The sequence below is a fragment of the Blastococcus sp. TF02-8 genome (assembly GCF_003319175.1).
Lineage (GTDB): Bacteria > Actinomycetota > Actinomycetes > Mycobacteriales > Geodermatophilaceae > Blastococcus.
This window is the reverse complement of the sequence record NZ_QOHK01000004.1, coordinates 20,107-38,595: the sequence shown is the minus strand read 5'-3', so window position 1 is coordinate 38,595 and position 18,489 is coordinate 20,107. Positions and strand designations below refer to the sequence as shown.

The 18,489-nt window shown below is 73.7% G+C and carries 19 protein-coding genes and 1 riboswitch; of the genes, 12 read left to right on the top strand and 7 right to left on the bottom strand.

The features are described 5' to 3' along the window. The first annotated feature begins 102 nt into the window (after window positions 1–102). From DQ237_RS09365 to DQ237_RS09355, 3 genes are read left to right on the top strand one after another with little or no spacing between them, the layout of a single operon-like run. Window positions 103–1,371: a LytR C-terminal domain-containing protein gene (locus tag DQ237_RS09365; protein WP_113799518.1), complete on the top strand. Its 1,269-nt coding sequence runs from the start codon at window positions 103–105 to the stop codon at window positions 1,369–1,371. 56 nt (window positions 1,372–1,427) lie between these two features. Next, entirely contained in the window at window positions 1,428–4,277 is a 2,850-nt protein-coding gene (locus tag DQ237_RS09360; protein ID WP_113799516.1) for an alpha/beta fold hydrolase, read from the top strand. Continuing rightward, complete coding sequence (locus tag DQ237_RS09355; protein WP_113799514.1) at window positions 4,274–5,140, top strand: ABC transporter permease; 867 nt, start codon at window positions 4,274–4,276, stop codon at window positions 5,138–5,140. Before DQ237_RS09360 ends, DQ237_RS09355 begins: the two co-directional genes overlap by 4 nt. On the opposite strand, the gene DQ237_RS09350 is transcribed toward DQ237_RS09355, so the two are convergent. Next, window positions 5,130–5,642, bottom strand: coding sequence for a MarR family winged helix-turn-helix transcriptional regulator (locus DQ237_RS09350; RefSeq protein WP_113799512.1), 513 nt, complete (start codon window positions 5,640–5,642; stop codon window positions 5,130–5,132). The two genes, DQ237_RS09355 and DQ237_RS09350, sit on opposite strands and share 11 nt — an antisense overlap. A gap of 53 nt (window positions 5,643–5,695) precedes the next feature. On the opposite strand from DQ237_RS09350, the gene DQ237_RS09345 reads away from it, so the two are divergent. After that, window positions 5,696–6,541, top strand: coding sequence for an SDR family oxidoreductase (locus DQ237_RS09345; RefSeq protein ID WP_113799510.1), 846 nt, complete (start codon window positions 5,696–5,698; stop codon window positions 6,539–6,541). Window positions 6,542–6,568: 27 nt separating this feature from the next. Here the strand turns inward: DQ237_RS09345 and DQ237_RS09340 are convergent, their stop codons facing one another. Beyond that, entirely contained in the window at window positions 6,569–7,390 is an 822-nt protein-coding gene (locus DQ237_RS09340) for an HAD family hydrolase (protein WP_113799508.1), read from the bottom strand. A gap of 57 nt (window positions 7,391–7,447) precedes the next feature. Then, window positions 7,448–7,574: riboswitch (SAM riboswitch) on the top strand. A 12-nt stretch (window positions 7,575–7,586) separates the two neighbouring features. Here DQ237_RS09340 and thrC point away from each other — a divergent pair. From thrC to DQ237_RS09315, 5 genes are all read left to right on the top strand, one after another. After that, complete coding sequence (thrC, locus tag DQ237_RS09335; protein WP_205730148.1) at window positions 7,587–8,888, top strand: threonine synthase; 1,302 nt, start codon at window positions 7,587–7,589, stop codon at window positions 8,886–8,888. A gap of 229 nt (window positions 8,889–9,117) precedes the next feature. Next, window positions 9,118–9,318 carry a cold-shock protein gene (locus DQ237_RS09330; RefSeq protein ID WP_089306482.1) on the top strand — a complete coding sequence of 67 codons (201 nt, stop codon included), beginning with the start codon at window positions 9,118–9,120 and terminating at the stop codon, window positions 9,316–9,318. 29 nt (window positions 9,319–9,347) lie between these two features. Then, window positions 9,348–9,857, top strand: a complete 510-nt coding sequence (locus tag DQ237_RS09325; RefSeq protein ID WP_113799507.1) for a hypothetical protein — start codon at window positions 9,348–9,350, stop codon at window positions 9,855–9,857. A 219-nt stretch (window positions 9,858–10,076) separates the two neighbouring features. Next, entirely contained in the window at window positions 10,077–11,708 is a 1,632-nt protein-coding gene (groL, locus tag DQ237_RS09320; RefSeq protein ID WP_113799505.1) for a chaperonin GroEL, read from the top strand. A gap of 234 nt (window positions 11,709–11,942) precedes the next feature. After that, a complete protein-coding gene (locus DQ237_RS09315; RefSeq protein ID WP_240619530.1) occupies window positions 11,943–12,620 on the top strand; it encodes a DUF72 domain-containing protein in 678 nt (225 codons plus the stop codon). A gap of 159 nt (window positions 12,621–12,779) precedes the next feature. On the opposite strand, the gene DQ237_RS09310 is transcribed toward DQ237_RS09315, so the two are convergent. Both DQ237_RS09310 and DQ237_RS09305 read right to left on the bottom strand, forming a co-directional pair. Continuing rightward, on the bottom strand, window positions 12,780–13,502 hold the full coding sequence (locus DQ237_RS09310) for a hypothetical protein (RefSeq protein WP_113799503.1): 723 nt from the start codon (window positions 13,500–13,502) through the stop codon (window positions 12,780–12,782). A 97-nt stretch (window positions 13,503–13,599) separates the two neighbouring features. Then, window positions 13,600–14,595 (bottom strand): Gfo/Idh/MocA family protein, encoded by a 996-nt coding sequence (locus tag DQ237_RS09305; protein ID WP_113799501.1) that lies wholly within the window; start codon window positions 14,593–14,595, stop codon window positions 13,600–13,602. A gap of 38 nt (window positions 14,596–14,633) precedes the next feature. Between DQ237_RS09305 and DQ237_RS09300 the strand changes: the two genes are divergently transcribed. Continuing rightward, entirely contained in the window at window positions 14,634–14,915 is a 282-nt protein-coding gene (locus DQ237_RS09300) for a DUF4031 domain-containing protein (RefSeq protein ID WP_113799499.1), read from the top strand. Here DQ237_RS09300 and DQ237_RS09295 read toward each other — a convergent pair. Both DQ237_RS09295 and DQ237_RS09290 read right to left on the bottom strand, forming a co-directional pair. Beyond that, window positions 14,851–15,522, bottom strand: a complete 672-nt coding sequence (locus tag DQ237_RS09295; RefSeq protein ID WP_113799497.1) for a metal-dependent phosphohydrolase — start codon at window positions 15,520–15,522, stop codon at window positions 14,851–14,853. The genes DQ237_RS09300 and DQ237_RS09295 overlap by 65 nt on opposite strands. Next, entirely contained in the window at window positions 15,519–16,790 is a 1,272-nt protein-coding gene (locus DQ237_RS09290; RefSeq protein ID WP_113799495.1) for an ArgE/DapE family deacylase, read from the bottom strand. Before DQ237_RS09290 ends, DQ237_RS09295 begins: the two co-directional genes overlap by 4 nt. A 40-nt stretch (window positions 16,791–16,830) precedes the next feature. Here DQ237_RS09290 and DQ237_RS09285 point away from each other — a divergent pair, with 40 nt between their 5' ends. After that, window positions 16,831–17,568: a phospholipid scramblase-related protein gene (locus DQ237_RS09285; RefSeq protein WP_240619529.1), complete on the top strand. Its 738-nt coding sequence runs from the start codon at window positions 16,831–16,833 to the stop codon at window positions 17,566–17,568. 255 nt (window positions 17,569–17,823) lie between these two features. Here DQ237_RS09285 and DQ237_RS09280 read toward each other — a convergent pair whose 3' ends face one another. Further along, complete coding sequence (locus DQ237_RS09280) at window positions 17,824–18,069, bottom strand: DUF6458 family protein (protein WP_205730147.1); 246 nt, start codon at window positions 18,067–18,069, stop codon at window positions 17,824–17,826. 254 nt (window positions 18,070–18,323) lie between these two features. Between DQ237_RS09280 and DQ237_RS20415 the strand changes: the two genes are divergently transcribed. Continuing rightward, a complete protein-coding gene (locus DQ237_RS20415; protein ID WP_255411536.1) occupies window positions 18,324–18,455 on the top strand; it encodes a hypothetical protein in 132 nt (43 codons plus the stop codon). Window positions 18,456–18,489: the final 34 nt, after the last annotated feature.

Genomic DNA, 18,489 nt, shown 5'->3' with positions numbered 1-18,489 from the left:
GCTGGGCGGCGCAGGACCGACTCCCTCGATCACGCGCGCCCCGCGCCGGGGCTGAGCGATCACCCGACGACCCGGGACCGCGACCGCTCGGGTCGTCGCGACGTGCTGCTCGGGGTTCCGCCGGCCGACCGCGCGCCGCAGGGCTCCCGCTCCCGCCTGCCGCTCCCGCCGGTCCCCGCGGGCGGCCGCCCGGCCGCCGCGGCGCCCGTGTCCCGGCCCGCCGCCGCGCCCTCGCGTCCCGTCCCGACGCCCGAGCCCCGCGTCGGCCGGGGAGGTGGCCGTCCGGCCGACGTCCTCGCGCCGGTCTCCGCCGGTGACGCGCTCTTCCCGAAGCCCGTGCACGCCATGGCCAAGGCGGCCGCGCCGACCCTGACCCCCGCCCGTACCTGGGTGGAGGACGAGGCGCTGGTCAGCACCGGCCCCAGCCGAGGCGCCCGCCCGGCTCCCCGCGTGCCCCGCGTGCCGCGGCAGACCACCCCCTCCGGTGCTCCCGCGAAGTCCTACGGCGACTGGACCAAGCCCTCCCACGCCGACCAGCCCTCCCGCGCGGCGTTCGACCTCGGTACCGACCTGGACCTTCCGAACTCGTTGGTCCCCCCGATGACGACCGCCATCCCCGAGCGCGGCGCCGGCCTGCGCCGCGCGGCCGACGTCGACGAGTTCGACGACTACGACGAGGCCTACGCGGACGAGCACGACGACGAGCACGAGCTCGACGACACCCCGGCCGCCGGCGGCGCCCGCCCGGCCAAGGCCGGCCGCGCCACCTACCGCGCCCAGCGCCAGGCGGCCGACGCCGCCCGTCGCAAGGCCGCGAAGAAGAACGGCACCCCCGAGGTCATCTTCGAGGACGAGGACGAGCGCAAGCCGCGGCTGATCCTCAAGAGCCTGGTCGCCATGGCCGTCGTCGCGCTCGCCGTGCTCGGCGTCTACACCGTGACCCAGCCGGAGAAGGCCGAGACCAGCGCCCAGACCCCCGCCCCCACGACCGTCGCCGCGCCCGCTGTCCCGACCGCGGAGCTGCCGCCGCTGGCCAACGAGCCGATCTCGCTCGAGCCCGAGGCCGCCACCGGGGTCAAGGTCCCGGTGACCGTGCTGAACGCGACCGACGTCAACGGGCTGGCCGGCAAGATCTCCTCCGCCGTCGTCGCGGGCGGCTGGGAGTCCCCGGGGGTGGGCGCCTACAAGGGCACCCCGGTCGCCACCACCACCGTCTTCTACACCGAGGGTGACGAGCAGCAGCGTCAGGCCGCCACCGAGCTGGTCGCCCAGTTCCCCGACCTCGCCGGCCCCGCCGCCCGGTTCTTCGACGTCACCGACGTGCCTGCCCCGGGCCTCGTCATCGTCGCGACGGGGAACTGGAAGCCCTGATCCCGTCGGCGGGCACCTCGCGGAACCCGCGGGGTGCCCCGGCCGTTGGCCGCTTCGTGCGCTCCCTCCGCAGGCCGGCGCGGGCGGGCGCACGCGCCCCGCTCGCGGCCCTGCTCGCCGTCGTCCTGTCCTCCGCCGCCGTCGCCCTCGCGCCGCCCGCGGCTGCTGCGGAGGTGCGTACGGAGGACGCCCGCGTTCCCTCCGGCTCCGGTGCCGACGCGGTCGAGCTCGACACCACGCTGTACCTGCCGGACACCGACGGCCGGGCGCCGGCCGTGGTCCTCGCCCACGGGTTCGGCGGCAGCAAGCGCTCGGTGGCCGACGACGCCCGGGCACTCGCCGACCGCGGCTTCGTCGTCCTCACCTACTCGGCGCGGGGATTCGGGAAGAGCACGGGGCAGATCGGTCTCGACGACCCCCGGTACGAGGTGGCCGACCTGTCGACCCTGATCGACCTGCTCGCCGAGCGGGACGAGGTCCAGCTCGACGCCGACGGCGATCCCCGGGTCGGTGTCGCCGGGGCGTCCTACGGCGGGGCGCTGTCCCTGCTCGGCGCCGCCTACGACGACCGGGTCGATGCCATCGCGCCGCAGATCACCTGGAACTCGCTGACCACCGCGTTGTTCCCGTCGCAGACCGGTGACCCCGCGGCCGCGACCGTCGCGGGTACGCCGCAGACCGAGGGGGCCGGGGTCTACAAGCGGCTGTGGGCCGGCATCTTCTTCGGCATCGGCGCCGCGCCCGGCGGTGACCTGCTCGCCGGCCTCGGCGGAGGGAACGGTCCGGCCGGCGGCCGAGCGGCTGCCGACATCCCGACGGAGGTGCTGGAGCGCGCCGCGAGGAACCCGGAGGCGGTGCAGCAGCTGCTCACCTGCGGACGGTTCCGCGCCGACATCTGCGCCGCCTACCAGGCGGCCGCGGAAGCCGCCACGCTCACGCCGGAGATCGCCGCCGTGCTCGACCGCAGCAGCCCGGCCGCCGTGCTGGACCGGATCGCGGCGCCGACGTTGCTGATCCAGGGCACCCAGGACTCGCTGTTCGGGCTCGGTCAGGCCGACGCCAACGCGCGGGGCATCGCCGCGAACGGGACCCCGGTCAAGGTGGTCTGGTACGCGGGCGGCCACGACTCCACCGCCTCGGAGAACCAGACCGAGGCGCTGCGCGAGCAGGTCGGCGACTGGTTCGACTGGTACCTGCGGGAGGAGGGCGAGGACCCTGGAACCGGGTTCGAGTACCCCGCCCCCACGGGCATCGGCGCCACGCTCGGCCGGGTGCAGGGCGGCAACCGCACCGTCGTCGCCGACGCCTACCCCGGGCTCGACGGCGAGCGGCCGGCTCCGCGGCGGGAGGTCCGCATCGACGGGCCGCTGCAGCCGGTGGTCACCCCGGCCGGCGGTACGCCGGCCGCGGTCACCACGGTGCCCGGCCTCGGCGCGCTGACCGCGGCCCTCGGCGGGACGACCCTGGAGATCCCCGGTCAGTTCGCCGCCTTCGAGAGCGCCCCGCTCGACGACGCCGTCGAGGTGGTCGGCGCCTCCACGGTCGACCTGCTCGTCGCCGCGCCCGGCGGCACCGCGACCCTCTTCGCCAAGCTCTACGACGTCGGCCCCGACGGCGGGACCACGCTGCCCAGCGGCCTGGTCGCACCCCTCGCGCTGACCGGCGTGTCCGCCGATCCCACCGCCCCGACGCGGGTGAGCGTCACGCTCCCGGGCATCGTGCACCGCTTCGAGGCCGGGCACACGATGCGCGTCGTGGTCTCCTCGACCGACCAGGGCTACGCCCTGCCGACGACGGCCGGCGCCTACTCCGTCGGTCTCGCCTCGACCGAGCTCGCGGTTCCCGAGGCACCTGGGACGGCGGTGGACTCGGGCGGCACGTCCCGCTGGTGGGTGCTGCTCGGCGTCCTCGTGGGGCTGGGGCTGCTGGGCTGGATCGCGGCCAAGGCGTGGGGCGCGCGACGGCGGCGCCGGATCTCGACCGCCGACCCCGACGGTGAGGCCGTGCCGCTGCGCTTCGAGGGCGTGACCAAGGCGTACAAGGACGGGTTCGTCGCCGTCCGGGACCTCTCCTTCGAGGTGCGCCGCGGCCAGGTGCTCGGCCTGCTCGGCCCCAACGGCGCCGGTAAGACCACGTCGCTGCGCATGCTCATGGGCCTGATCAGGCCCACGGAGGGGCGGATCAGCATCTTCGGGCACGCCGCCGGCCCGGGCGCCCCGGTCCTGTCGCGACTGGGTTCCTTCGTCGAGGGCACCGGCCTCCAGCCGCACCTCTCCGGTCGCGACAACCTGACGCTCTACTGGGCGGCGACCGGCCGGCCGATCGAGGACGCGCACATGGAGGAGGCGATCGCCGTCGCCGGGCTCGGTGCGGCCCTCGACCGCCCGGTGCGCCGCTACAGCCAGGGCATGCGCCAGCGCGTGGCCATCGCCCAGGCGATGCTCGGCCTGCCCGACCTGCTGGTGCTCGACGAGCCGACCAACGGGCTCGACCCGCCGCAGATCCATGCCATGCGCGAGGTGCTGCGCGACTACGCCGCCACCGGGCGCACGGTCATCGTCTCCAGCCACCTCCTCAGCGAGATCGAGCAGACCTGCAGCCACGTCGTCGTCATGGCGAAGGGTCAGAAGATCGCGCAGGGCACCGTGGAGGAGATCGTCGGCAGCGGGGGATCGGTGCTGGTCGGTCTGGCCGACGAGGCCGACGCCGACCGTGCCCTCGCCGTCCTCGGCGCCGTGCCGGGTGTGAGCGCCGCCCGCACCGACGAGGGGCTCGTCGCCGAGCTCGACGGTGCCCGCCGGTCCGATGCGCTGAACGCACTGGTGGGCGCGGGCATCGCCGTCGACCAGTTCACGCCGCGGCGGCGGCTCGAGGACGCGTTCCTCGCGTTGGTGGGGGAGTCGTGAGCGACCACGTGCAGGCGACCGGGGCGGTCGCGGGCTACCGGCGGGATCGGACGCTGCGGCTGTCGGTGGAGCTGCGCCGCCAGTTCAAGCGCCGCCGGACCCTCGGCGTCTACGCGCTCATGGTGGCGCTGCCGCTGGTGCTCATCGCCGCGCTGAAGCTGGGGGCGAGCGAGAACGCCCAGGAGAACAGCCGGATCAACCTGGTCGACGTCGCGACCTCCAGCGGGCTGAACTTCACTTTGTTCGTGCTCTTCGCGACCACCGGGTTCTTCCTGGTCGTCGTCTACTCGCTGTTCTTCGGCGACACGGTGGCCGTCGAGGCCCAGTGGGGGTCGCTGCGCTACGCGCTGGCCACGCCGGTGCCACGGATGCGGCTGCTGCGGCAGAAGTGGGTCGCCGCGCTGGTCCAGTCGGTGGCCGCGCTGCTGACGCTGGCGGCCGTCGCGGTCGTGGCCGGGGGGATCGCCTTCGGGTTCGGTGACATCCAGACGCCGGTCGGCGTCACCCTCGACCAGGGCGACGGCATGCTGCGGCTGGCCGGGATGCTCGGCTACCTCGCCGTCCACCTGCTGGTCGTGGGGGCGCTGGCGTTCTGGTTCTCCACCATCACCGACGCGCCGCTGGCCGCGGTCGGCGGCGCCGTCTTCACCATGGTCGTGTTCGCGATCCTGGACCAGGTCGAGCAGCTGGGGTCGATCCGCGACTGGTTCCCCACGGCGCAGGAGTTCGCCTGGACCGACCTGCTGCAGACACCGGTGGACTCCGGTGACCTGTTCCGCGGCGTGATCCAGGCACTGGTCTACGTCGCGATCTTCACCGCGCTGGGCTTCCGGCACTTCGCCCGCCGCGACGTCACCAGCTGACCGCAGCCGCCTCCGTCGGGGCGTCGTCGTCGCCCGCCCCCTTCCCGACCCCCAGCTGGACGGCGAGGGTGTCCATGACCAGGCCCCACTGCTCCATGGCCGTCGTCCCGAGCTGGGCCGCGACGGCCGCGAACGACGCGCGCTGCGGCTCGCTGAGCCGGGCCTCCAGCGTTCGTCCGGCCTCGGTCAGCGCCACCAGGCGCAGGCGCCGGTTCGCGGGATCCGCGGCGGTGGTCACCAACTCCCGCTCCCGGAGCTGCCGCATGGTCTTGTGCAGCGCTTGGAGGCTGACGCCGAGGAACCCGGACACCGTGCCGATGGGCAGGTTCGGCTGCCGGGCGACCACCCAGAGGACGCGCTGGTGCGCCCTGCCCAGCCCGTGCTCCGCGAGCAGGCGGTCGGCCTGGTCCACCACGCCCCGGAAGACGAGATGGGTTCGCTCGAGGCAGTGGTCGAGTTCGTCCTCGTTGAGCGCGCAGGGTTCCTTCGACTCCGTTGACATGCCGACCGCTCCATCCTTACAGTTCAACGTGGTTGAACCATAGGGGAGACCACATGGTCGACGATGTCGTGCTGCTCACCGGCGCGTCCGGTGCGATCGGCGCCGAAGCCGCGCGCGGGCTGGCCGCCCGAGGTGCCCGCCTGGCCCTCGTCGCTCGCCGGGAAGAGATGCTCGACCGGGTCGCGGCCGACATCCGGCGAGCCGGGGGAGCGGTGCCGTTCGTGGTGCCCGCGGACCTGGGGACGCCGGGCGAGGCCGACCGTGCTGCCGATGCCGTGCTGGACCATTTCGGCCGGGTCGACGTCCTGGTCAACGGCGCCGGCGCCACGGTGCACGGACTGAGCTGGGTCGTCGGTGACGACGAGCGCGCCCGGCGCATGTTCCAGGTCAACTTCTGGTCGCCGAAGGCGCTGCTGGCCGCGGTGGTGCCGGGGATGGTGGACCGCGGTCGCGGCCTCGTGGTCGACGTCGGATCCATGGCACGGGTGTCCCCGTTCCCGCATCTGGGCCACTACGCGGCCTCGCGGGCGGCTGTCTCGGCCGCCACGCAGGTCCTCCAGCTCGAGGTGCGGCCCCGAGGCGTGCGCGTCGTCGAGCTGGCGCTGGGACCGGTCGACAGCCCCGCGTCCCGGGAGACGCGCCGGCTGCATGGCAGCGACACCTGGCTGGACGGTCCGCCTGGTCTCAGCACCCCGGAGCGAGCGGCCGCTGCGCTGGTCGACGTGGTCGTCGGGACGGCGGAAGGGGTGGTCCACCATCCCGGCTCGCTGCGGTGGATCGAGCGGTTCCCGTTCCTGGGGCGCCGCTACTCCCGCCGGGTGGCAAGGGGTGCCGATCTCGACGACCGGTCCGTGCATCCCGAGCGCACCGACGGACAGGGGGGCGCAGGCCCGATGTGACCCGCAGGAGCGTCGGTGCGGAAGCCCCTAGAGCGCGGCACGGACGGCCTGGGCCCAGCCCTCGCCCATCGCGCCCTCGGTGACGGTCGCGTTGGGGACGGCGGCCAGCGCGTCGGACATCCCGTCGACCGCGGCGCCGTTCGCGGTGATGAACAGCCGCCCGACCGCGGGCGCCATGTCCAGGTCGCTCACGCTGTCGCCGATCGCGACGGCGTCCGCGGGGGAGAGCCCGCGCCGCTCCAGGTCCCAGGCGATCGCGGCGCCCTTGGAGATCCCGCGCGGCATCAGGTGGTAGACCCGCGGCGGCGCGGCGTCCGCGTCGAGACCCATCCAGGAGGCTGCCGGGATCGCCCCGTTGTCCTTGAGCGTCAGCCAGCCGGCACCCTGCTCGGCCAGCCAGGCGTCGACGGCGAGCGGGTCGACCCGCCCGCGCAGCAGCGCGTCGGTGTCGTGGGTGGTGTGCCAGGGTGCGTGCCACTCGAGCCGGCCGGCATGGGCCGCGATCAGCTCCTCCACGACGCCGAGCTCGGCCATCACGTCCATCGGCGTCCGGTCGCCGTACCGCTCGGGCAGCTCGCCGCGCAGCCGGTGCGGGGTGCGCCCCGCACCCCAGCCGATCGTGGCGCCCAGCTCGGCGATCGCGCCGTCGGCGGCGAAGATGCGCGCCGCCTCCACCACCTGCTCGTACGTCCGGCCGCTGACCAGCACCAACGCGACAGCGGCCCGGTGCAGGTCCAGCAGTGCCGCGGCCGGCCTGTCGGTCAGCTCCCGCCCCGCCGTGTGCCAGAAGGAGCCCCGCGGGCCGACCATGGTCCCGTCGAGGTCGGTGTAGACGACGCGCGCGCTCACCAGGCCATCCTGTCCGCCCGCCGGTCAGGGCCCACGACTGGGTAGAGTGCAGCCGTTCACTCATCCAGAGGGGCAGAGGGACACGGCCCGATGAAGCCCCGGCAACCGCCGACTGCGCTCGCGCAGCGGGAGGTGCCAATTCCGTCCTGCGCGGCTCGACGGCCCGACGCGGGGAAGATGAGGAGGTAGTCGTCGCATGACTCTGACCGCTCCGGGATCCGTCCAGGCCGACTCCAGCGCCGGCGGACCGGTCCCCCCGTGTCCGGCCCGAGGGCTGATCTGTCGCAACTGCGGGGCCACCTTCGGGCTGATCGCCGAGCACGCCTGTGCCGAGTGCTTCGGGCCGCTGGAGGTCGACTACGACCCGGAGGTCATGAAGGCCGTCACCCGCGAGCAGATCGAGGCCGGCCCGCAGAACATCTGGCGCTACGTCGCCCTGCTCCCGGTCGGTCAGGACCCGGCGTCGCGCGTCTCGCTGGACCCGGGCATGACGCCGCTGGTCCGCGCCGACCGGCTCGCCGAGGAGCTCGGTCTCACCGGCGGCCTCTGGGTCAAGGACGACTCCGCCAACCCCACCCACTCCTTCAAGGACCGCGTGGTGAGCCTCGCCGCCACCGCCGCGAAGGGCCTGGGATACAAGAAGATCGCCGCCGCCTCCACGGGTAACCTGGCCAACTCGGTGGCCGCGCACGCCGCCCGCGTCGGCCTGCCGTCGGTCGTCTTCATCCCGAGCGACCTGGAGCCGGGCAAGGTCGTGCAGTCCGCGGTCTACGGCCAGACGCTGGTCGCCGTCGACGGCTCCTACGACGACGTCAACCGGCTGACCAGCGAACTCGCCGAGACCGACGAGTTCGAGGACACCGCCTTCGTCAACCAGAACGTCCGGCCCTACTACGCCGAGGGCTCGAAGACGATGGGCTACGAGATCGCCGAGCAGCTCGGCTGGCGCATCCCGGCCCAGGTCGTCATCCCCATGGCCTCGGGCTCGCTGCTGACCAAGGTGGACAAGGCATTCCGCGAGCTGACCGCCGCCGGGATCGTCGAGGCCACCGAGTGGACGATCTTCGGAGCCCAGTCGGCCGGCTGCGACCCGATCGCGACCGCCTTCGACAACGGCTGGGACGTCGTCAAGCCGGTGAAGCCCACGGGCATCGCCAAGTCGCTCAACATCGGCAACCCCGCCGACGGCCCGTACGCGCTGGACGCCATCCGGCGCACCGGCGGTGCCGTGGCCCGCGTCGGTGACGAGGAGATCGTGCAGGGGATCCGCGACCTGGCCCGCACCACGGGCGTCTTCGCCGAGACCGCCGGCGGCGTCACGGTCGCGGTGCTGCGGAAGCTCGTCGAGGGTGGGCAGCTGGACCCGGCGAAGGAGACCGTCGTCCTCAACACCGGCGAGGGACTCAAGACCCTGGACCCGCTGGAGCCCGTCGTCGGGCCGACGCACCGGGTCGAGCCGTCGCTGAAGTCCGCGCGCTCGGCGGGCCTGATCGGCTGAACGCCGCGCCGGGGGACGGCGTAGGGTCAGCGTCGTTCCCCGGTTCGGGCGACCACGGTGTCGCTGCATCCGGGTACGAGCCGTGCGCGTGGTGGGTTCCACCAGCGCTTTTCTGCTGTACCTTCTGCGGCGGTTCGAGTTCCACGTTCGTGTTCGACGGGCGGAAGAGCAACGACCCCGCCCCATCACGAGCGATGCGGCGGCCGCACGCACGAACGTGGGAGCACACGTGGCACAGGGCACCGTGAAGTGGTTCAACGCCGAGAAGGGCTTCGGCTTCATCGCCGTCGACGGCGGCCAGGACGTCTTCGTCCACTACTCGGCCATCCAGATGGACGGGTACAAGTCCCTCGACGAGGGCCAGCGGGTGGAGTTCGAGGTCGTCCAGGGCTCGAAGGGCCCGCAGGCCGACGCCGTCCGCAGCGCCTGATCTCCACGACCGGAGACGGCGGCACGGACGTGTCGCACGGATCCGCAGGACGGCCCGGTCCCCCCGGTGGGGGCCGGGCCGTCGTCGTCCCCGAGGGTGGCGAGCACGGCCCACCCGGCGCCTGGGCGCCGGCCGTCCTCGTCGTGCACGCCGCGTTGCTGGCCGTCGCGGTCGCGGTCGGCAAGGGATTGGAGGCCGTGGGGGTCCGCGACAGCGGCTCGGGCGCCTGGGGGTCCCCCGGCGCCTCGGCGACGGTGCTGGTCGGCGTCCTCGCCGTGGCGGTCGTCGGTGTGGTCGCGGCGATCCGCCGGATGGGCGTGCGGCGTCCGCGCGCCGTCGTCTACTGGATGACGGCGACCGCGTGCTGGGGGCTGGCGCCCCTGGCCTGGACGGTCCTGGCCGTCGCGGTCTCGGCCCCCGAGATCACGGTGTGGGTCCTCGTCCTCCTCGCGCTGACCCCCTACGGCTGGATCCTGCTGGGGCCGTTGCTGGTGTTCGGGGGCGTGCAGCACCTCGTCTCCGCGCCCATGAAGAGCTGAGGGATGCGGTCCGGGTTCCCCCGTCTGCGGACCCCGTTCTTGCACTCGCCCTGGTCGAGTGCCAGACTCGTTTCTGGCACTCGGGACTCCCGAGTGCCAATCAGGTCGGAACGGTGAGGCACCGGCGCACGGACGCAAGGGAGTCCGTGTCCCCCGATGTCGTCCGTCGCGGGCACCAACCCGGCCGTGCAGCGATCAATGCATGGAGGACATCACCACATGGCCAAGATGATCGCCTTCGAGGAAGAGGCGCGCCGCGGCCTCGAGCGGGGCATGAACACCCTCGCCGACGCCGTCAAGGTGACCCTCGGCCCCAAGGGCCGGAACGTCGTTCTGGAGAAGAAGTGGGGCGCCCCCACGATCACCAACGACGGTGTGAGCATCGCCAAGGAGATCGAGCTCGAGGACCCGTGGGAGAAGATCGGGGCCGAGCTGGTCAAGGAGGTCGCGAAGAAGACCGACGACGTCGCGGGTGACGGCACCACCACCGCCACCGTGCTGGCCCAGGCGCTCGTGCGCGAGGGTCTGCGCAACGTCGCCGCCGGCGCGAACCCGATGGCCCTGAAGAAGGGCATCGAGAAGGCCGTCGCCTCGGTCAGCGAGTACCTGCTCTCCACCGCCAAGGACGTGGAGACCAAGGAGCAGATCGCTGCCACCGCCTCCATCTCCGCCGCTGACCCCGCCATCGGTGAGCTCATCGCCGAGGCCATGGACAAGGTCGGCAAGGAAGGTGTCATCACCGTCGAGGAGAGCAACACCTTCGGTCTCGAGCTCGAGCTCACCGAGGGCATGCGCTTCGACAAGGGCTACATCTCGCCCTACTTCGTGACCGACGCCGAGCGCATGGAGGCCGTCCTCGACGACCCGTACGTGCTCGTCGTCAACTCGAAGATCAGCTCGGTCAAGGACCTGCTCCCGCTGCTGGAGAAGGTCATGCAGGGCGGCAAGTCGCTGGCCATCATCGCCGAGGACGTCGAGGGCGAAGCTCTCGCGACCCTGGTCGTGAACAAGATCCGCGGCACCTTCAAGTCCGTCGCCGTCAAGGCCCCGGGCTTCGGTGACCGCCGCAAGGCCATGCTCGGCGACATCGCCATCCTCACCGGTGGCCAGGTCATCAGCGAGGAGGTCGGCCTCAAGCTCGAGAGCGCCGGCGTCGAGCTGCTGGGCCGCGCCCGCAAGGTCGTCGTCACCAAGGACGAGACGACGATCGTCGAGGGTGCCGGGGACGCCGACCAGATCCAGGGTCGGGTCAACCAGATCCGCGCCGAGATCGAGAAGTCGGACTCCGACTACGACCGCGAGAAGCTGCAGGAGCGCCTGGCCAAGCTGGCCGGTGGCGTCGCCGTCATCAAGGCCGGCGCCGCGACCGAGGTCGAGCTCAAGGAGCGCAAGCACCGCATCGAGGACGCGGTGCGCAACGCCAAGGCCGCCGTCGAGGAGGGCATCGTCGCCGGTGGTGGCGTCGCTCTCGCGCAGGCCACCGCCGTCGCGTTCGAGAAGCTCGAGCTCGAGGGTGACGAGGCGACCGGCGCCAACATCGTGCGCGTCGCGCTCGAGGCCCCGCTGAAGCAGATCGCCGTCAACGCCGGCCTCGAGGGCGGCGTCGTGGCGGAGAAGGTCCGCAACTCCGAGACCGGGCACGGCCTCAACGCCGCCACCGGCGAGTACGTGGACCTGGTCGCGGCCGGCATCATCGACCCGGCCAAGGTCACCCGCTCGGCGCTGCAGAACGCCGCCTCCATCGCGGCGCTCTTCCTCACCACCGAGGCCGTCATCGCGGACAAGCCGGAGAAGGCCGCTGCGGCTGCCCCCGGTGGCGACATGGGCGGCATGGGCGGCATGGACTTCTGAAAGGACCCCGTCCTCCCCACCCCTCGCTAGCGCGGGGCGGGGCTCGGGACGGGGCCGTTCCAGGCCCTCACCACAGGGGCGGTTCCGCTTCGGCGGGGCCGCCCCTGTCGGCGTTCTCAGGGGCCCACTCCCCGCGCGATCATGAAGTTCGGGAGGCAACACCCCGCGTCCGCCCGGCGTTTCCCTTCCCGAACTTCATGATCGGCGCGCGGTGCGAGCGGGTAGGCGGCCCCCATGGCCGTGATCATCGGGACGTCGGGCTGGCAGTACCGCGACTGGCGCGGCGCCTTCTACCCGCAGAAGCTCCCGCAGCGGCTGTGGCTGGAGCACTACGTCCAGCACTTCGCGACGGTCGAGAGCAACAACGCCTTCTACCGGCTGCCGGAACTGCAGACCTTCGAGAAGTGGAAGGACCGCACGCCGGAGGACTTCCGGTGGGCGGTCAAGGCCAGCCGCTTCCTCACCCACATCAAGCGGCTGCGCGAGCCCGAGGAGCCGGTCGGGCGGCTGATGGAACGCGCGGCCGGTCTGGGCACCAAGCTCGACACGATCCTGCTGCAGCTGCCGCCCACCCTCAAGGCCGACGCGGACCTGCTGCGGGACTGCCTGGCCCAGTTCCCGGGTGGCACACGGGTCGCGGTGGAGCCCCGGCACGAGTCCTGGTGGACCGACGAGATCCGGGCGCTGCTGGAGCGCTACGGGGCGGCGCTGTGTTGGGCCGACCGCGACGAGCAGCCGGTGGCCCCGCTGTGGCGCACCGCCGACTGGGGCTACCTGCGCTTCCACCACGGCTACGAGCAGTGGCGCTACCGCCCGGAGACCCTGCAGCTGTGGGCCGACCGGTTGGTCGCGACCTACGGCGACGGCGACGTGCTCGTGTACTTCAACAACGACCCGGCTGCGCGGCGGTGATCGACGCGGTGCTCTTCGCCGAGGCGGTCCGGAGGGCGGGCGGGACTCCGACGCGCGTGCCCACGGCGGATCAGGCGAGCGGACTGGCCTGGGCGCCGGCCTGACCTGGACGCACGACGGCCGGGACCCGCTGGGGATCCCGGCCGTCGGTCGGTGCGATCAGTTGCTGCCGGAGCGCTTGGCGGCGTCCTCGGCTGCCTTCTGAGCTTCCTCCGCGGCGTCCTCGGCGGCCTTCTGCGCCCGCTCGGCCGCGTCCTCCGCGGCCTTGCGGGCGTCCTCGGCGGCCTTGCGGGCCTGTTCCGCAGCCTTCTCGGCCGCCTCGCGCGCGGCCTTCTCGGCGTCGGCCGATGCCTTCGCCTGGGCCTTGGCGGCGTCGGCGGCGGCCTTCTCCTGGGCCTTGGCGGCGTCCGCCGCGGCCCGGGCGGCGTCGCGCTCGGCGTGCCGGGTCTGGTTCGCCTGCAGGACGCCCTGGGCGTGCTCGTCCGCGTGCTCGATGGCGTTGTCGAGGCCGTGGTGCTCGCCGTCCTCGGTGCCGTCGTCCGCGGTGCCGTCGTCGTCGGTGCCGTCGTCCGCGGTGCCGTCGTCGTCGGTGGCCTCGTCCTCGGTGGCCTCGTCGACGGCGGAGTCCTCGTCGGTGGTCGAGTCGTCGGTCTCCACCGCCTCGTCGGTCGCGGCGTCGTCGTCGGAATGGGGCATGTCGAACGGCGTCACGGTCTCGACGGCGCCGGCGACGGCGTCCTGGACCGGGTCGGGCAGCGCGCCCGCTGCGCCGGCACCGGTCACGCCTGCGGCGGCGATGCCGAGGCCGGTGGCCACCTGCGCGACGGTGCTGGCACCGGCGATCTTGGCGGCGACGGCGGCGAGGCCTTCGAGAAGTGCCATGGACGAGTGCTCCTCGGGACGTGAGTCGCGGATGCGACTGCTCCCTCCGTCATCGGCACCGAGGGGCACCTCCTACAGCGGATCACCCGTGCGGGGGTCAGAGCACCGCACGGTCCTCGGCGTGCCGCACGCCCAGCTGCTCGGCCGCCTGGCCGAGCACCTCCTGCACGGCGAGCGTGTCGGCCAGCGGCATGACCGCGCTCTCGGTGCGCCCCGCGCGCAGGCACTCGGTGACCTCGATCAGCTCGTGGGCGTACCCGGCGCCGGTCTGCGGGCGGGTGATCTCCTCGGGCTCGGCCCCGGTGCGGTGCAGCACGAACGTCTGGGGATGGTGGAAGCGGGGGAGGACGTCGATCCAGCCGGTGGTCCCGACGACGCGGGCGGTCCCGGGGAGCGCGTACCGCAGCGACGTCGTCAGCGCGGCGTTGCGGCCGTCGTCGTAGCCGAGCAGGATCGCCGCCTCGGCGTCCGCGCCGGAGGGGAAGGCCGAACCGGTCGCCACCACGCGGTCGGGGGCGCCGAGCAGCATCTGGGCGAAGGAGACGACGTAGACGCCGAGGTCCAGTAGCGCTCCGCCGCCGAGCTCGAGGGCGAAGAGGCGGTCCACCGGGTCGTACTCCCGTGCCACCCCGAGGTCGGCCTGCACCGAGCGGACCTCGCCGATCGCGCCGTCGGCCACCAGCTCGCGCACGGCGACGACGGCGGGCTGGAAACGGGTCCACATCGCCTCCATCACGAAGGTCCCCGTCTCCCGTGCCAGGTCCACGACCTCGTGCGCCCCGGCCGTGGTGGCGGTGAACGCCTTCTCCACCAGCAGCGCCTTGCCCGCCCGGAGCGCTGCCATCGCGATCGCGTGGTGCTGCGGGTGCGGAGTGGCGAGGTAGAGGACGTCGACGTCGGGGTCGTCGATGATCGACGCGTAGGAGCCGTGCGCCCGCTCGAGCCCGTGCCGGGCGGCGAACGCGTCGGCCCGCTCCTGGGACCGCGAGGCGACGGCGACCGCCCGCGACCCCGGCACGTGCGCGAAATCGGGCAGCACGCTCTCGGCGATGCGGCCCGGCCCGACGATGCCCCAGCGGATCTCCTCGCTCATCCGGCAGACGCTAGTCGGAGCGCGGGAGACTGCTCGCCGTGGCCGTGCTGATCGACAGTCCCGTGTGGCCCTGGCGGGGGCGCCGGTGGTCGCACCTGGTCAGCGACGTCTCCTACGAGGAGCTGCACGCGTTCGTCGACGCCGAGCTCGGCATCCCACGGCGCGCGTTCCAGGGCGACCACTACGACGTCCCGGAGGACCTCTACGACATCGCGGTCGCCGCGGGCGCGGAGCCGATCGGGTCGCGCGAGCTGCTCAGCCGGCTGATGGCGGCCGGGCTGCGGTGTCGAAAGCCCCGCCCGCCCCAGCGCGCGACCTGAGCAGGGACAGCTCAGCGGCCAGGTTGGCTCGTGCGCGGGCCTCCCAGTCGGCGACGGCGGGCAGGCGGTAGAGCCGGGGGAGTGCCAGCAGCTGTTCCAGGACGGCGATCCGCCCGGCCGTGAACGCCTCGTCCGGCAGGTGGCCGTACTCGGCGCGGACCGCCGACGCGTAGGCCGCGTAGGCCTCCGGCGGGCCGGCCAGCACGGCCAGGTCGGCGTCGCAGAGGACGGCGCCGTGGACGTCGCCCGGTGCGGGGTCGTGGGTGGCGGTGAGCAGGACCAGCCGCACGACCTCCTCCACGCGGGTCCCCGGCACCAGCCCGCGCAGTCCGGCGGCGGCACGCTCGGCGCTCACCTGCTCGTTGTCCGCGCGCCGCGGGTCGTAGACGACGTCGTGGTACCAGGCGGCGAGCAGGACGGCGTCGGGGTCCGGTGCGTCCGCCGCCAGCTCCCCCGCGATGCCGAGGACGGCGGCGAGGTGGGCGAGGTCGTGGTACCGGCGGTGCGGCTCGCTCCAGGCCGCGACCACGGCTGCCCACTCCGTGCGCGAGGTCGGGGAGTCGCCGACCAGCGCGGCCCAGGCGTCGAACCCGACGTGGCTGCTCACCGGACGCCGCAGGTGCGCAGGGCCAGCAGGGCGTAGGCGCGGGCGGCGGTGACGACGTCGGGGACGGGGACGCGCTCGGCCGGTCCGTGCGCCAGCTCCAGGTCACCGGGGCCGTAGTGCAGCGTCGGGACGCCGGCCGCCGCGTAGAGGCGCAGGTCGGTGCCGGCGGTGAGCGCCCGCTCGGCCGGAGCCGGCCCCCCGGCGTCGACCACCGCGGTGCGCATCGCCGGCAGGAGCGGGTGCCCCGCCGGCAGCTCGCCGCTGGCGAACGCCCCACCGACCCAGCTCAGCCGGGCCGGGTGCTCGGACAGCCAGGAGTGCCCGGTGCAGAGGGCGGTCAGCTGGGATTCCAGCGCGCCTCGTGCCACCTCGACGGGTTCGCCGAGCCGGACGCCGTAGCGCCCCTCGGCGACGAGCCGGTCGGGGACCGAGCTGGCCCAGTCCCCGCCCTCCACCCGGCCGATCGAGAGGCCGTATGGGAAGGGGGCGTCGCCGAACCGCGGATCGGCGTCGCGCTGGCGCTCCGCCTCGAACTCCCGCAGCCCGTCGAGCAGGTGCGCGAACAGCTCGATCGCGCTCACCCCGCGGTGCCGCAGGGCGGCGTGCGCGGCCCGCCCGGTCACCTCCAGCCGGAAGGTGAGCGCGCCGGCGTGCGCGGTCATCACCGATCCCGCCGTCGGCTCGGGGATGACGCAGACGTCGCCGGTGTGGCCGCGGCGCAGCGTGGCCCAGGCGCCGAGGCCGCCGTCCTCCTCGCCGACCACCGCGTGCAGCGCGAGGGGCCGGGCCAGGCGCACCCCCGCCGTCCGCAGCGCGTGGACGGCGGCGAGGGAGGCGGCGACGCCGGCCTTCATGTCGCAGGCGCCGCGGCCGTGCACCGCGCCGTCGGCGAGGCGGGGAAGGAACGGGTCGCCGGTCCAGAGGGCGCGGTCGCCGGGCGGGACGACGTCGGTGTGCCCGGAGAGCACGAGCGCAGGGGTGCCCTCCCCGCCGCCGGGGACCGTGCCGACCACGCCCCACGCCTCGGTGCGCCCGACCTCCTGGCCGGGGGCGTCCGTGGCAGTGGCCGCCTCGGCCAGATCGATCTGCCAGCGGTCGACGTCGCAGCCGAGCTCCTCGAGCAGGTCGGCCACGAGGTGCTGGACCTCGCTCTCGGCCGGGGTCCCGCCGACCGAGGGGACGGCGACGAGCTCGCAGAGCCGGTCGACCGCCCAGCGCTCGTCGACGGCGGAGAGCACCCGGGCCTCGACGTCGGTGAGCTCGCCCATGCGCGGGAGTCTGGCACGCGGGGGCGCTAGCTTGACCGGCGTGACCCGACCCCCACCGGCAGGCTGGTACCCCGACCCCGCCGGTGGCCCGGCCGCCCGTTGGTGGGACGGCCAGGGCTGGACCGAGCACCTGCAGGAGACCGCCGCGCCCCCGGTGCAGCCCGCTCCGGTCGCCGCCGGACCGTCGCTCTACGACCAGCCGGTGCTGCTCGTCTCGCAGAAGACGAAGCTGATCGAGCTCACCAACGAGTACGCCGTGCGCGACGGGGACGGTCGCCAGATCGGCGCGGTCGTCCAGGTGGGTCAGTCGGCGGTGCGCAAGGCGGTGCGGCTGCTCACCAGCTTCGACCAGTTCCTCACCCACCACCTCGAGGTCCGGGACGCGTCGGGACCGGTGCTGGTGCTGACCCGGCCCGCGAAGCTGATGAGGTCGCGGGTCATCGTGCAGCGCCCGGACGGGACGGCGCTCGGCGAGATCGTGCAGGCCAACGTCTTCGGCCGGATCCGCTTCGACCTCGTGGCGGGGGGTCAGGTGGTCGGCAGCATCCAGGCGGAGAACTGGATCGCCTGGGACTTCGCCGTCCTGGACGCCGCCGGCACCGAGGTCGCCCGGATCACGAAGAAGTGGGAGGGGCTGGCGCGGACCGTGTTCACGACGGCCGACCGCTACGTCGTCCTGGTGCACTACCGGCTGCCCGAGCCGCTGGCCAGCATGGTGATCGCCTCCGCGCTGACCGTGGACACCGCCCTGAAGCAGGACGAGCGCGGCTTCAACTGAGGTCGTCGTGACCGCCGGCACGGCGACACGGCGGCGCTCCGGCGCGTACTGTGGCTGCTGTCCGGGCCGGGTGCATCGTGCCCCCGGGTGCCATTTGGTTATCGCCTTCACGGACTACCGCCCCGACCTCGGTCGGGGGCCTGGAGCCGTGTTGTGCTCTCCGCCGCGAGGCGGCCGTCATCCGGTCCGGACCCTGCACGAGGAGAGCCCCCACCCGAGCGGGTGGGGGCTCTCCTCGTGGTGGAGCAGCAGGGCTCAGTAGGTCTCTTCGGTGGTGCTGCGCCGCACCGGCGCGCCGGCGGGGTCGGCGTAGGCGTCGGTGCGGGTGACCCGCCGCTGACGCGGGCCCCAGATGGCCAGCTCCAGGACGATGCCGAGTGCGCCGACGATCATCAGGATCCAGCCGACCACCTGCAGGTCCACGCCGCTCACGTCGACGCGCAGGGCGAAGGTCAGGATGGCGCCCAGCGCCAGCAGGACGATGGCAGTTCCGAGCCGCATCACGATCTCCCTTCCTCGCGGTCCGGTTGCCCTCGGGCACGCCGGACCGGCGGCGGTCGCCGCGCGGCGAGCGGTGCCCCGGTGGCGGTGGTCGAACCCCCTCAGGGCCCTCGTGTCCCTCGAACGGGTGCGACTGAGGCCCCTTAGGACCGCAGCCGGGGCCGGGAGTGCCCGGTCGCCCGATGCCGGGCCGGCCCCCTCAGGCCGAACGTCTCTCCCGTACCTGACGAGCACCAGGAGAGGACGCGGTCCCGATGACCTTCCACTACAGCAGCCCGGCACTCGACGCGGAGCTCGCCTACCGGCGCGAGCAGCTGCAGCAGCTCAACCGGGGCGGGCGCAGCCGCCGGGGCCCCTGGGTCCGGCTGCGCCGGCGTTCGCGCTGAGCGCACCCCGACGGGTGGGCGGCGGACCGGAGTT